The sequence below is a fragment of the Ensifer sp. ENS03 genome (genome assembly GCF_014852035.1).
GTDB lineage: Bacteria > Pseudomonadota > Alphaproteobacteria > Rhizobiales > Rhizobiaceae > Ensifer > Ensifer adhaerens.
On record NZ_JACVAV010000015.1, the window covers coordinates 104,967 to 117,688 of the forward strand.

At 60.4% G+C, this 12,722-nt stretch carries 14 protein-coding genes; 2 read left to right on the forward strand and 12 right to left on the reverse strand.

Annotation, left to right across the window (positions count from 1 at the left end):
- Positions 1-8: 8 nt before the first annotated feature.
- The 11 genes from nuoD to IB263_RS31950 all read right to left on the reverse strand — a co-directional run bounded on the left by nuoD (position 9) and on the right by IB263_RS31950 (position 10,056).
- Positions 9-1,223 (reverse strand): NADH dehydrogenase (quinone) subunit D, encoded by a 1,215-nt coding sequence (gene nuoD / locus IB263_RS31900; protein ID WP_192439499.1) that lies wholly within the window; start codon positions 1,221-1,223, stop codon positions 9-11.
- A gap of 82 nt (positions 1,224-1,305) precedes the next feature.
- On the reverse strand, positions 1,306-1,842 hold the full coding sequence (locus IB263_RS31905; RefSeq protein WP_113135616.1) for an NADH-quinone oxidoreductase subunit C: 537 nt from the start codon (positions 1,840-1,842) through the stop codon (positions 1,306-1,308).
- The gene (locus IB263_RS31910) at positions 1,839-2,342 is read right to left on the reverse strand and encodes an NADH-quinone oxidoreductase subunit B family protein (protein WP_034796776.1); all 504 of its coding nucleotides are present in this window, start codon (positions 2,340-2,342) and stop codon (positions 1,839-1,841) included. Before IB263_RS31910 ends, IB263_RS31905 begins: the two co-directional genes overlap by 4 nt.
- On the reverse strand, positions 2,330-2,695 hold the full coding sequence (locus tag IB263_RS31915) for an NADH-quinone oxidoreductase subunit A (protein ID WP_029742550.1): 366 nt from the start codon (positions 2,693-2,695) through the stop codon (positions 2,330-2,332). The genes IB263_RS31910 and IB263_RS31915 overlap by 13 nt, the downstream gene beginning before the upstream one ends.
- A gap of 151 nt (positions 2,696-2,846) precedes the next feature.
- Positions 2,847-4,286 carry an NADH-quinone oxidoreductase subunit N gene (locus IB263_RS31920; RefSeq protein ID WP_192439500.1) on the reverse strand — a complete coding sequence of 480 codons (1,440 nt, stop codon included), beginning with the start codon at positions 4,284-4,286 and terminating at the stop codon, positions 2,847-2,849.
- Positions 4,283-5,758 (reverse strand): NADH-quinone oxidoreductase subunit M, encoded by a 1,476-nt coding sequence (locus IB263_RS31925; protein WP_192439501.1) that lies wholly within the window; start codon positions 5,756-5,758, stop codon positions 4,283-4,285. The genes IB263_RS31920 and IB263_RS31925 overlap by 4 nt, the downstream gene beginning before the upstream one ends.
- An 8-nt stretch (positions 5,759-5,766) precedes the next feature.
- Positions 5,767-7,542 (reverse strand): Na(+)/H(+) antiporter subunit D, encoded by a 1,776-nt coding sequence (locus tag IB263_RS31930; protein ID WP_192439502.1) that lies wholly within the window; start codon positions 7,540-7,542, stop codon positions 5,767-5,769.
- The gene (locus IB263_RS31935; RefSeq protein WP_029742542.1) at positions 7,535-7,789 is read right to left on the reverse strand and encodes a hypothetical protein; all 255 of its coding nucleotides are present in this window, start codon (positions 7,787-7,789) and stop codon (positions 7,535-7,537) included. The genes IB263_RS31930 and IB263_RS31935 overlap by 8 nt, the downstream gene beginning before the upstream one ends.
- The gene (locus IB263_RS31940) at positions 7,786-9,249 is read right to left on the reverse strand and encodes a monovalent cation/H+ antiporter subunit D family protein (RefSeq protein ID WP_060607649.1); all 1,464 of its coding nucleotides are present in this window, start codon (positions 9,247-9,249) and stop codon (positions 7,786-7,788) included. The genes IB263_RS31935 and IB263_RS31940 overlap by 4 nt, the downstream gene beginning before the upstream one ends.
- Before the next feature lie 4 nt (positions 9,250-9,253).
- The gene (nuoK, locus tag IB263_RS31945) at positions 9,254-9,556 is read right to left on the reverse strand and encodes an NADH-quinone oxidoreductase subunit NuoK (RefSeq protein ID WP_029742540.1); all 303 of its coding nucleotides are present in this window, start codon (positions 9,554-9,556) and stop codon (positions 9,254-9,256) included.
- Positions 9,556-10,056, reverse strand: coding sequence for an NADH-quinone oxidoreductase subunit J (locus IB263_RS31950; RefSeq protein WP_192439503.1), 501 nt, complete (start codon positions 10,054-10,056; stop codon positions 9,556-9,558). Before IB263_RS31950 ends, nuoK begins: the two co-directional genes overlap by 1 nt.
- Before the next feature lie 333 nt (positions 10,057-10,389).
- Here IB263_RS31950 and IB263_RS31960 point away from each other — a divergent pair, with 333 nt between their 5' ends.
- Positions 10,390-11,970, forward strand: a complete 1,581-nt coding sequence (locus IB263_RS31960; RefSeq protein WP_192439504.1) for a caspase family protein — start codon at positions 10,390-10,392, stop codon at positions 11,968-11,970.
- Positions 11,971-11,979: 9 nt separating this feature from the next.
- Positions 11,980-12,213 carry a DUF6429 family protein gene (locus tag IB263_RS31965; RefSeq protein ID WP_192439505.1) on the forward strand — a complete coding sequence of 78 codons (234 nt, stop codon included), beginning with the start codon at positions 11,980-11,982 and terminating at the stop codon, positions 12,211-12,213.
- Here the strand turns inward: IB263_RS31965 and IB263_RS31970 are convergent.
- Positions 12,194-12,655 carry a transposase gene (locus IB263_RS31970; protein WP_371814288.1) on the reverse strand — a complete coding sequence of 154 codons (462 nt, stop codon included), beginning with the start codon at positions 12,653-12,655 and terminating at the stop codon, positions 12,194-12,196. The genes IB263_RS31965 and IB263_RS31970 overlap by 20 nt on opposite strands.
- Between the last annotated feature and the right edge of the window lie 67 nt (positions 12,656-12,722).

A 12,722-nucleotide genomic window follows, 5' to 3' on the forward strand; every position in this document is an offset into this window, starting at 1 on the left:
AATCTCCGCTACTTGTCGACCTCCGCCATCACAGGATCGAGGCTGCCGAGCACGGCGATCATGTCCGCCAGATAGCGGGCGTTCGTGACGCCGAAGACCCCTTGAAGGTTGACGAACGAGGGTGCCCGGACCTTCATGCGGAACGGTTTCGGCGACCCGTCGCTGATGATGTAGAAGCCGAGCTCCCCCTTGGGCGCTTCGATTGCCGAATAGACCTCGCCCTTCGGCACGCTGAAGCCATAGGCCGACAGGTCGAAATGCTGGATCAGGGCCTCCATCGAGCAATGCACCCGTTCCTTGTCGACGGGGAAGGCAATCGTTGGCATGTCGACCTGGAACGGCCCCTCGGGCATCTGCTCAATGCATTGTTCGATGATCCGCATGCTTTCGCGCATCTCATCGACCCGGCAGCGCCAGCGCGCATAACAATCGCCTTCGTCGCGCGTGATCACATTGAAATCGATCCGGTCGTAGATCTCGTAGGGCTCGTCACGACGGATGTCCCAGTCGACACCGGAAGCACGCAGGTTCGGACCGCTGAGCCCGAGATCAATGGCGTCTTCGGCGGTGATGACGCCGATCCCTTGGGTGCGTTTGAGGAACACCCGGTTGTCTTCGAGCAGCCGCTCATAGTCGCGGATCCGGTTTGGGAAGATGTCGCAGAACTCCCTGATCTTTGCGAAGAACCCGTCAGGCAGGTCCTCGCGCACCCCACCGACCCGGCAGAAGGAGGTGTGCATGCGCGCACCGGTGACCATTTCGAGGAGATCCATGATCATTTCGCGCTCGCGCATGACGTAAAGCAGCGCGGTCATGGCGCCGAGATCCATCGGCAGCGCGCCGGTGATCAAAAGATGACCGGAGATGCGCGCGAGTTCCGCCATCATCACGCGGATATATTGCGCCCGGATCGGGGCCTCGATGCCGAGCAGCTTCTCCACCGCGAGCGCGAAGGCCAGGTTGTTCGAGGGCGGGCAGAGGTAGTCGAGCCGATCGGTCAGCGGGAAAATCTGCGTATAGGTAAAGCTTTCTGCCAGTTTTTCCGTGCCGCGATGCAGGTAGCCGATATGGGGGTCCACCCGCTTGACATACTCGCCGTCCAGTTCGAGCACGAGCCGGAGGACCCCATGGGTGCTGGGGTGTTGGGGTCCGAGATTGAGAAGCACTTCCTTGCTGTTGAGCGCTTCTCCTTCCGGCCTCGTGAGCTCGGTGACTTCGGTCATCTCAACTTTCCGGTATCGATCGGTCTCCGTGGTTCATGTGATTTCGGATCGGTCCAAAAGGAAACCGCCCGCACCTTTCCTCCTATGGAATGTTCCGCGTGGCGAGGTCGGGCTGGGTCGGCGGCGGACCTTCGGCCCCAAAGGGGTTCAGCTTGTCCTTGTACCCCTTAAGCGGGAAGTCCTTGCGCTGGGGAAAGCCCTCGAAGCCCTCCCACATATAGATCCGGCGCAAATCGGGATGCCCCTGGAACCGGATGCCATACATGTCCCAGGCCTCGCGCTCATGCCAGTTGGCCGTGCGCCAGACCCCGGTGACCGAGGCAACCTCGGGCGGATCGCCAAGCCGACACTTGATGCGGACACGCCACCGGTTGGGCAGCGAATAGAGATGGTACACCGCCTCAAAGCGCGGCGTTTCGGGATAATGGTCAACGCCGCAGATGTCGGAAAGGAAGTTGAACCTGAACTCGGGCTGGTCCTTCAGGAACCGGCAGAACTCGACGATCTTTTCGGGTGGAACGACAAAGACATCAATGCCATGCGCAGTTCCGAGATCCTCGATCGCTTCCCCGAAGCGCTCCAGGATCAAGGCGCGATTGAGAGACGGTTCGACACTCATGATGCCCCCACCCGATCGAGAGGTGTTCCGGCGAGCGCGCGGGACTTCTTGATCTTTTCTTGCAATAGCAGGAAGCCATGCATCAGCGCCTCGGGCCGTGGCGGACAGCCGGGCACATGGACATCGACTGGCACAAAGGTTTCAGACCCTTGCACCACCGCATAGGTGTTGTAGACGCCCCCTGAAATGGCGCAGGTCCCCATGGCGATCACCCAGCGCGGCTCCGGCATCTGATCGTAAAGCCGGCGCACGACGGGCGCGAACTTCCGGGTCACCGTGCCGGCGATGATCATCACATCGGACTGCCGCGGCGAAGGGCGAAACACCACGCCGAACCGGTCGAGGTCGTAGCGCGCGCACCCCGCCGAGATCATTTCGATGGCACAGCAGGCGATGCCGAAGGTCTCGGGCCACAGGGCCGACCTTCGGCTCCAATTGATGACGCTCTCGGCCGTGGTGAACAGTACGCTATCCTGGATCGTGTTTCCTACTCCTCCCATTCCAGCGCTCCCTTCAGCCAGGCGTAGGCAAAACCCACGAGAAGCAGCACGATGAAGACGAACATTTCGAGATAAGCGACGAGACCAATCTCTTTGAGGACGACTGCCCAGGGGAAGAGAAACATCGCCTCGACATCGAAGACGACCAGGAGGATCGCGAGGATGAAGAACTGGACCCTGAAGCGTCCCCCGGCTGCCTCGCCTGCCGGGTCCATGCCGCATTCATAGGGCATGTTCTTTTCGGGATAGGGATTGGACGGCCGCAGTAGCGAGGAAACAAAAAGCGTCGCCCCCACCACCAGAACAATTCCGGCGATCATGAAAAGAACCGGCAGGAAATCCGCTGCAGACATATCGCGCAGCCCGGTCACCATCGGGGGCGTTGCTCAAGCCGCGATCGGCTCTTTCGGGCCGGTAACGCGGCCGCCCAGTAGGCGGCTAAGGGCATTCCTTTCCTAAACTGCTAGTTTATTCTGTCGGATAGGCCAATGCAAATGCGATCGCTCAGCCGCCGAAGGCCGACTGCTGGGCGAGCTTCAGAAACCACGCCGGAAACAGGCCGATGCCAATCGTGCCGGCGGCGGTGACGGCGAGTGCGGCACCGACCAGGGGCGTCAGGGCTGGCTCGAACGCCCGCACCGGTTCGCGCATGAACATCACCATCACGATGCGAATGTAGAAATAGGCGGCGACGGCGCTCAGGAGCACCGCAATCACGGCCAAAAGGACGAAACCACGCTCGACGAGCGCGACCAGCACGTAGAACTTTGCAAAGAAGCCTGCTGTCGGTGGAATGCCCGCCAGCGAAAACAGATAGAGCAACATCAACAGCGCCAGCCCCGGATGCAGCTTGGCGAAGCCGGAATAGTCCTCAATGACTTCACCCGAGAAATTGCCGTTGCGCATCATGATGACGGCGCCGAAGATGCCGAGGTTCATGAAGGTGTAAATCAGAAGGTAGAGCATCACGCTGGCGATCCCGTCTGCACCGCCGGCCACGATGCCCAAAATGGCAAAGCCGGCATGGGCGATGCTGGAATAGGCGAGCAGGCGCTTGAAGTTATCCTGCACCAGCGCCACGAAACTTCCGAGCGCCATCGTCACCACCGCGATAACGGCCAATATGATCCAGACGTTGGAGCTTGCGACCAACGGGTTGAGGAACACCCTGAGGATCACCGCGAAGCCTGCCGCCTTGGGCCCGACAGACATGAAGGCGGTAATCGTCGTCGGGGCACCCTCGTAGACATCCGGCACCCACATGTGGAACGGCACTGCGCCGATCTTGAAGACCAGTCCGGCGACAATGAAGACCACCGCCAAAAGCAAACCCGGATCGAGCGGATCATTGCTGACTGCCGCCGCCATCCGGTCCAGTTGCGTCGTACCGGTAAGGCCATAGACCAGCGAGACGCCGTAAAGAAAAATCCCGGTCGAGACGGCGCCAAGGATGACGTATTTGAGCGCCGCCTCGTTTGAGCGTTGTTCACGCCGAAGGAAGCCGGTCAGCACGTAGGTGCACAGCACCATCAGTTCGAGGCCGACATAGATCGACAGGAGATCGGTCGCAGACGCCATGATCATCATGCCGGCAAGCGCAAGCAGCAGCAGCACATAGTATTCGCTGCCGCCGATCCCTTCGATATCGGCATAATTTCGCGAGAGCAGGAACGTGAGCAGGATCGACAGGTAGAACAGCGATTTGAAGAAGATGGAGAAGGGGTCGGCCACGAACATGCCCGCATAGGCCGGCTCGGCCCCTCCTGACAGCGTGAATGTCGCCACCGCAGCGACCAGCACCACACCGATCGACGCCCAGACAAGAAGAGCGTCCTTTCCCTTCGGCAAGAGTTGCCCGCCAATCAACAGGATTGAGGACCCGACAATCACGATGATTTCGGGCAGGCTTACAAGGATCGACGCAAGGAGCGCTGCGGCGGTCATGGGCCGTTCCCCCTGTCGTGGACCTGCTGCAAAAGATGCGTGACCGAGCTGTCGATGATGGCGAGAAAGGGCTTGGGGTAGAACCCGACCCAAAGCACGAAGACGGCAAGCGGCAGGATCGCCACCAGTTCGCGGCCGTTGACGTCACGAACCTTGAACCGCGCGCCGACGGTCGGCGGACCAAGAGCGACTTTCCGATACATGCCAAGCAGATAGGCCGCGCTCAGCAACGCGCCCAATACGGCGACTGCGCCAAGGGTGAGGTTGGCCGCAAACCCGCCCGATAGCACCAGCAACTCGCCCACGAACGCGTTCGTTCCCGGCAACGCCATCGACGACAGCACGAACAGCGCCAGACATCCGGTGTAAACGGGAGCCACCTTCATCAAGCCGCCATAGTCGGCGATGCTGCGGGTGTGCGTCCGCTCGTAGATCAGGCCGACGAACAGAAAGAGCGCGCCGGTCGTCACGCCGTGATTGAACATCTGCAGGATGCTGCCTTGAAGCCCGAGCGGGTTGAGGGCGAAAATCCCAAGCGTCACGAAGCCCATATGGCTGATGCTGGAATAGGCCACCAGCTTCTTCAAGTCGTCCTGCGCCAAGGCAAGCAGCCCGCCATAAACGATCGCGAGTGCCGAGAGAGCCATCATCAAGGTCGAATAATAGACTGAAGCCTCCGGCAACATCGGCAGCGAGAACCTCAGAAATCCATAGGCCCCCATCTTCAGGAGTACACCGGCGAGGATGATGCTGCCGGCCGTCGGAGCCTGCACATGGGCGTCCGGCAGCCAGGTATGGAGCGGGACCATCGGCACCTTGACCGCGAATGCGACGAGGAAGGCAAAAAACAGCCAGGATTGAATGTCGAACGGCAGGTCGAGTGCCATCAAGGCGAGGATGTCGAACGTCCTGCCACCCTCGAAGTAAAGAACGATGACGCCGATCAGGAACAGGAGGCTGCCCGCCAGGGTGTAGAGGAAGAACTTGAACGCCGCATAGACCCGGCCATCGCCGCCCCAGACCCCGATGATCAGATACATCGGGATCAGCATCGCCTCCCAGCAGACATAGAACAGAAACAGGTCGAGCGCCGTGAATACACCCAACATCAGGGTCTGCATGGCGAGCAGGCAGACCATGAACTGCTTCACTTTGCGGTCGATGGCGACCCATGAGGCGAGCACCGAGACAGAGCCCAAAAGCGCGGTCAGGAACACGAAGAGCGCGCTGATCCCGTCGACGCCGAGCGCAAAGGTTATGCTAAGCTCCGGCACCCACGGGTGCTTCTCGACGAACTGCATCTCTGAGCTTGCGGTATTAAAACCGGACAGCATCGCAATGGCGAGCGCCACGTCGAGCAAGGTGAAGCCGAGCGCTGCCCACCGCACCGCCTCGTCGCTGCGCAGAAGCATCACGACCGCCGCCCCGGCGGCAGGTATGAAGACGATCAGGCTGAGCAGCGGGAACGCCATCACACCCCCTACTGCCACACGACGGCAAAAACAGTGATCGCCGCGATCACGCCGGCGATCATCGCCAGCGCGTAGTGGGTGACCATGCCGGTCTGCAACCGCCGCAACGCGCCGCCGCCAGCAAGGATGGCGCGGGCAAGCCCGTTCACCGCCGCATCGACGCCATTTAGATCCACCCGCAGTCCGGCGCGCGCCGTCCCGTGCAGGAGCGGCAGGACCAGAGCGTCGGACACATTGCTCACTGCCTTTTCGTATCGCGCCAGCGGTTTCTCGGCGAGCCACAGGAAGGCTCGCGCGCCCTTGCGGTAGAACCAGTCCGTATCGATGCTGATGGTATTTTCCGGATCGAGCGCTTTCAGGAAGAGCACGAAGCCCAGTGCGGTAAACATCAGCAGACTGAGGCTCTCGGTGACATGCGCGCCCGTATAGGGCTCGAAGGCGACCGGATAGGGAAGGAGCGCATAGAGCGGTCCCGGGAACACACCAATCGCGATGCAAAGCAGTGCCGCCATACCCATCGCAACCAGCATGTTACTGGGCGGCTCGCGCGCCTCCAGCTTTCGATCAGGCCCGAAAAACATGTAGTACGGTAGCTTGAGGCCCGTGTGCAGGAACGTGCCTGCCGATGCCATCGTGAGTACCAGAACCACGAGTGCCCTGTGATCCTGACCGGCGGCGGCGATCACCATCGACTTGGTGACGAAACCCGAGAAGAACGGAAAGGCTGAGATCGCGAAGGCGCCAACCATATAGAGCGCGACCGTCAGCGGCATGGTTTTGTAGAGCCCGCCGAGCTCGGTCAGTTTCCGCCGTCCGGTGACCTCAATCACCGCCCCTGCCCCCATGAAGAGAAGCGCCTTGTAAAGGATGTGTGCGAAGGCGTGGCTGGTGGCTCCATTTACCGCCATTTCAGTGCCGATCCCGATGCCCGCCACCATGTAACCCACCTGGCTGACGATGTGATAGGCAAGCAGCCGCCGACAGTCGTTCTCAAGCACCGCGTAGATGACGCCGTAGAGTGCCATCACAGCACCGAGCCAGACGAGAAGCTCGGTCCCCGGGAATGCGCGCGCCAGCACGTAGACGGCCGTCTTGGTGGTGAAGGCGCTCATGAACACCGCCCCTGTAACGGTCGCTTCGGGATAGGCGTCCGTCAGCCAGGCGTTCAGCGGCGGCACCGCGGCATTCAACAAAAAGCCCGCAAGGATCAGATAGCCGCCAATATCCATTGCTCCCGCGGCACCGCCTCCGGCGATCGGACCGAAGAGCAACGAACCGGCGGCGAACCCGTGGAGCACGATGCCACCAAGCAGAGCGACGCCGCCCGTGACGTGCACCATCAGATAGCGGAAGGCCGCACGGATCGCGCGTTCGCCCCCTTGCGCGAAGACCAGATAGGCAGAGGCGAACGCCATGCCCTCCCAGAAGAGGTAGAGGGTCAGATAGTCACCGGCAAACACCACACCGAGCGCACTGCCGACATAGACGAAGGCCGCCACATGCTGACCTGCCCGCGGCAGATGCAGCGCGTAAACCATGCCGATCAGCGCCATGATGGTGAAGACGGTGGCAAAGACGATGCTGAGCTTGTCGACCTTTGCAAACAGGATTTCCTGCCCGAAGACGCGCGCCGCGCCATAACTGCCTGGCTCCATCGTCAACACCGCGACGATGGCCAGAGCAGGAACGAGCACGAGAAAGACCTTGCGGACCGATCCCTTCAGGAACGGGATTGGCACGGCGCCGAGAATGAACAGGATGCCGGGATGGACGAAGTCAATCATAGTAGTCCTCGCGCCGCATGAGGCCGACTTGGTGGCCGAGGAACTTTGAGACGAAAATGATGAGCACGCAGGAGCCGAAACCATAAGCCGCCGACCAGCCGGGCAAGCGGTCCCACAGATATTCGGCGTGGTCGCGCGGAACCAGGAAATCGGCGGCGACGATCAGAACGAGCACGAGATAGAACAACCGGCGGCGAGGCCGCGCATAGCGCTCGTCGCCAAAGAAATCGACGATGTGCCTGATCATCTGACCACTCCTTCCGCCAAGGCGATGAAATAACCTGGGAAGATGCCCATCAGCACCGACAGGGCAGCGGTCGCCACCAGCGGGATCGTTACCAGCGGAATTTCACGGACAGGTTCTGCCTCTCCCGGCGCCTCTGTTCCGAAAAAGGCGATATAACTCACCGGCAGAAAGTAGGCGGCGTTGAGGACCGAGCTTGCCAGGAGGACGACGAGGAAAGCCATCTCGCCTGCTTCGACCGAACCGAGCGCAAGATACCACTTGCTGACGAAGCCCGCAGTTGGCGGCACGCCGATCATGCTCAGCGAAGCGACGAAAAAGGCTCCCATCGTCCAGGGCAGCCGTCGACCGATGCCGGCCATGTCGCTGATGTTTCGTTTTCCCGAGGCGCAGTAGATCGATCCGGCGCAGAAGAAGAGCGTGATCTTGGAGAAGGCGTGCACGGCGATATGAATGATGCCGCCGATCATCGCGACCGGAGACAAAAGCACGGCACCCAGCACCACGTAGGAGAGTTGGCTCACCGTTGAATAGGCAAGCCGCGCCTTCAGGTCGTCGCGGGTCAGAGCATAGATCGACGCCATAAGGATGGTGAAGGAGACGAGATAGGCCGTTGCGATGCCGAGCCCCAGCCTTGCGACCAGATCCACGCCGAAGACATCGAACACCAAGCGCAACACGCAAAACACGCCCATCTTGACCACGGCCACTGCATGCAAGAGCGCGCTCACCGGCGTCGGTGCAACCATTGCGGCGGGCAGCCAGGCGTGCATCGGCATCACGGCGGCCTTGGCGAAGCCGAAAAGGTAGCAGAAATAGACAATCGTCAGCAGCGGCGCCGAGGCGTCCACCCTCGCCATCAGGCCCCCGGGCACAAAGTCGAGCGATCCGGCAATCTGGTAGGTCAGCGCCAGCGCGGCAAGAAGCACGCTTTTCGATGCGCCCATCAGGTAGACGAGATACTTTCGGCTGCCTGCCCAGGCCTCTTCGTCCTCGTGGTGGTAGACGAGCGGATAGGTCACGAGGCTCAGCACCTCGTAGAAGATCACCAGTGTGAACAGATTGGCCGCGAAAGCACCCCCGACGGCGGCGGCGAGACTGGTGGCAAAGCAGGCGAAGAAGCGGGTCTGCGCGTGCTCGTTCAGGTGCCGCATGTAGCCGATGGAATAGACCGCTGCGACGATCCAAAGGAGCGAGGAAACGGTGGCAAACACCATGCCGAGCGCATCGACGCGGAAGGCGAAGGCGATGCCCGGCAGGATCTCGAACAGGCGGAGATCGAGCGTACCACCCGAAAGCACCGTGGGTGCCATCGAGATGACGATCGCGAACATGACGACCGCAGCAAGCGGCGAGACGGCATCCCGGATTTTGTCGTGCTTGTTCAAAACGAGAACTGCCAGTGCCGCCAGCCCTGCGACGGCGACGGCAAGTAGCGGCCGGATTGAAAGCACCGGATCCAAGCCGCTATCCTTTCATCGTCGTCACGTCGTCGATCTTGAGGGTGGGCTTGTTCCTCACGAGGGCGACCAGAATGCCGAGGGCGACGGCAACTTCCGCCGCGGTGATGGCGATGACGAAGATCGCGACGATCTGCCCGCGAAAGTCACCGTAGTACCGTCCAAAGGCGATGAAATTGATGTTGACCGAGTTGAGCATAAGCTCCAGCGACATCAGCACGACCAGGATGTTGCGCCTCAGCAGCACACCCGCGGCTCCGATCACGAAGAGGATCACGGCGAGCGAAATGTACCACCAGAGCGGAACCATCACCCGGTCTCCTTCCGGGCGAGCACGATGGCACCAACGAGTGCCCCGAGAAGAATGATCGAAGCGACTTCGAACGGCAGGAGATAATCAGCGAAAAGGACCGTGCTCAGCTGCCTCACCTGGTCGCCACCGCGCGACGCGACGGGCTCAACCGCCGAAAAGCGGCCGCTCCAGAGCACAAGCGCAAGCATCTCGACCCCAAGCAGGACGAGGAGGGTCAGTGCGGGTAGATTTCGCCCGGGCACAAACCGCTGCAGTACCGCTTCGCGCACGTCGATCATCATGATCACGAACAGGAAGAGGACCATGATGGCGCCGACATAGACGAAGATCTGCACGACTGCGAGGAGCGGCGCTTCAAGCAGGACAAAGATTGCCGAGATTTGCAGGAAACACGCCATCAGCGCCAATGCGCTATGAACAGGGTTCCGAGCCAGGACGACCGTAAGGGCGGTAACCACGGCCCCCGCAGCAAACAGAAGGAAGAACCCCTGGCCCATGACGCAGCCTCTCCCGCGCGAACTATTCCGCGGCGCTTGATGGCCGGATTTCAGGGAGCGCCGCAGTTTCAGTTGCGTTTATAAATTGTGCCCCAAGGAACGGTTTTTCACAAGAATATTGTCTGCAACTTAGTTGAATGAGGCCTGATAGGTCGTCAATGCGATCCTCTTGGCGAGCGGCATGCGGGTGCTTGCCCAAACAACACCAATTGCTAATATGCAATATCGAGTAGCAGCCAATTGAAGCGAATACCCCAGTCCGCCGGTTGCGGGGAATATTCAAGCGATATCAAACGTTCGATTCTGTGACGGCCTTGGGGAGAGGCGAGCACGATGCGAATGTGGTTTTCATGGTTATCCCTGCTTGCACTCACTCTGATCGCGTCCACTGATGCGTTTGCAGCCGAAAGCGGTCGACGCCTGGCGCTCGTCATTGGAAACTCGACATACGAAGCCGCCGGTTCGCTTCCAAACGCCTCTCGCGACGCGCGCGCGTTCGGAGCGTTCCTCTCCGCCCAAGGATTTGATGCTGACATCGTTATCGACGTGAACCGCAGCCAGTTGGCCGAAGCGGTCTCGCGCTTTTCGCGCAGAATAGCGGCAAACGACGTAGCGCTTTTTTACTATGCCGGTCACGGCATGCAGCTTCGCGGCGAAAATTATCTCGTCGCCACCAACGCCAAGCTTGCGAACGAATTCGACGTTCATGCCGAGACCCTCGCACTTGCCGATGTGGTGCGTGCGATCGAGACGAAGGCAAAGATCGCGCTCGTCTTTCTGGACGCCTGCCGCAACAATCCGCTTGCCAACCGGCTCAACGAAGAAATCGAAGGTGCAACCCGAAGCCTTGCGACGCGGGGACTGGCCCCGATTGAGACGGAAAGTGCCGGCACCATGGTCGCCTTTGCAGCGGCACCCGGGCAAGTCGCATCTGACGGACGCGGCGAGAATTCGCCATTCACTCAGGCGCTCGTCAGCCACCTGGCGAGCCCAGGCCTTGAGATTGGGACAGCGTTCAAGCGGGTCATCCGCGACGTGAGAGAGGCAACTGCCGGCAAGCAATCGCCGCAGATCCTGTCTTCGCTCTCGCTCGAATTCTACTTCGGGCCTGCCTTGCAACAATCAGAGCAGGCACCAGTTGCCGCCCCGGTGACAGATCCGAAAACTGTGGCGGCCGAAGCAGACTTTCAGAAGGCGCTGCGGATCAACACTGCGCGTGTATGGACGTTCTTTCTCGCAAAACATCGCGATGGCGAAAGCGCCGATGTCGCCCGGCAAATGCTGGCGGTGATGGAACCTGACGCGGCTTCTTCCCCGTCCTCGTCAACGCCGCAGGAACGCGAGAACGAACTTGTCCCTGACAAGGCCAAGCGAACCGAGATCCAGCTGGCCCTTGCCGCGAAGGGCTATGACACGGGAAGCGCCGACGGAGTGTTCGGTGCGCAGACCCGAAGGGCCATAAACGACTACCAGAAAGCCGCTGGACTTACGCAAACGGGCTATTTTGGTGAATCGACCGCCAAGGCGCTTGGCATCAATGTGGTCAGTGCTGCCGACGGTCTTTATTCTTCGCCCAAAGCGCGGCGGTATCTACCGAAGGATTTTGTCGGCCTCGAAACCGATCAGCGCGTCTGGAAGGCCATTGAATGCGACCCATGGCAGGAGAAGGTCTACGGCTCGTTCAGGGGCCATATGTACCTGGTGATACAGGCACAATGGGGAACATGGAACTCGGCGAATATGGCCGCGAAGCGCTGCGGCGGTCACCTCGCTACAATCGGTTCGGAGGAGGAGAATGATTTCATAGCTTCGCTCATCGGTGAGGAAGATCGCTTTTTCTTCATCAACTTCAACGACGGATATTCTGTATCCATCCGAGCAGGGCCGCAGGATTTTGAGCGCCGCGCGTGGTAACGTGGGTTCATGGAGATCGATGAGGACAAGATCGACGATGCGGTTTTGGCGCTGCTATGGCTGACGCTTCATAACGAACGCTGTGCCTGGAAGGGCTTCGACTGGGCAACGACGGATCGGCTTCACAAGAAGGGCTTAATCGGCGACCCAGTCAACAAGTCGAAGTCATTGATCCTGACCGATGAAGGCTTGGCGCGTTCGGAAGCATTGTTCCGGGAGCTGTTTACGCGGCCGCCGCAATAGCCGTCCCTTTGTGTGTCTTCCATTGCCACGGCAGCAGTTCGTGCAGGCGGGAGACGGGAAGATCGGCGATGCGGCTAAACACATCGGCGAGCCACGCCTTTGGGTCGACGTCGTTGAGATGGCAAGTCGTGATGACGGAGAGCATGATGGCGGCACGATCGGCCCCACGCTGGGAACCGGCGAAGGTCCAGTTTCGACGCCCGAGGGCAATTCCTCTCAGCGCGCGCTCGGCCGCATTGTTCGTGAGACAAATCCGGCCATCGTCGAGGAAACGGGCAAAGCCATCCCAGCGCTTCAGCATGTAATCGATCGGCTCGATCACCTCGGACGATTTGCTGAGCGAGGCGCGCTCCCGTTTCAGCCACGCGTGCATGTCATCGAACGTATCCGTCCGGTGAGCACCACAGGTAGCTCGAAGGTGACTTCCGCCTAGCGGTTTGATCGTAGGGCCACGATTGCTGCTGCGGCTGTCTCGGACAGCTTCGCCATCTCGCGATTGGGCAGCGCCA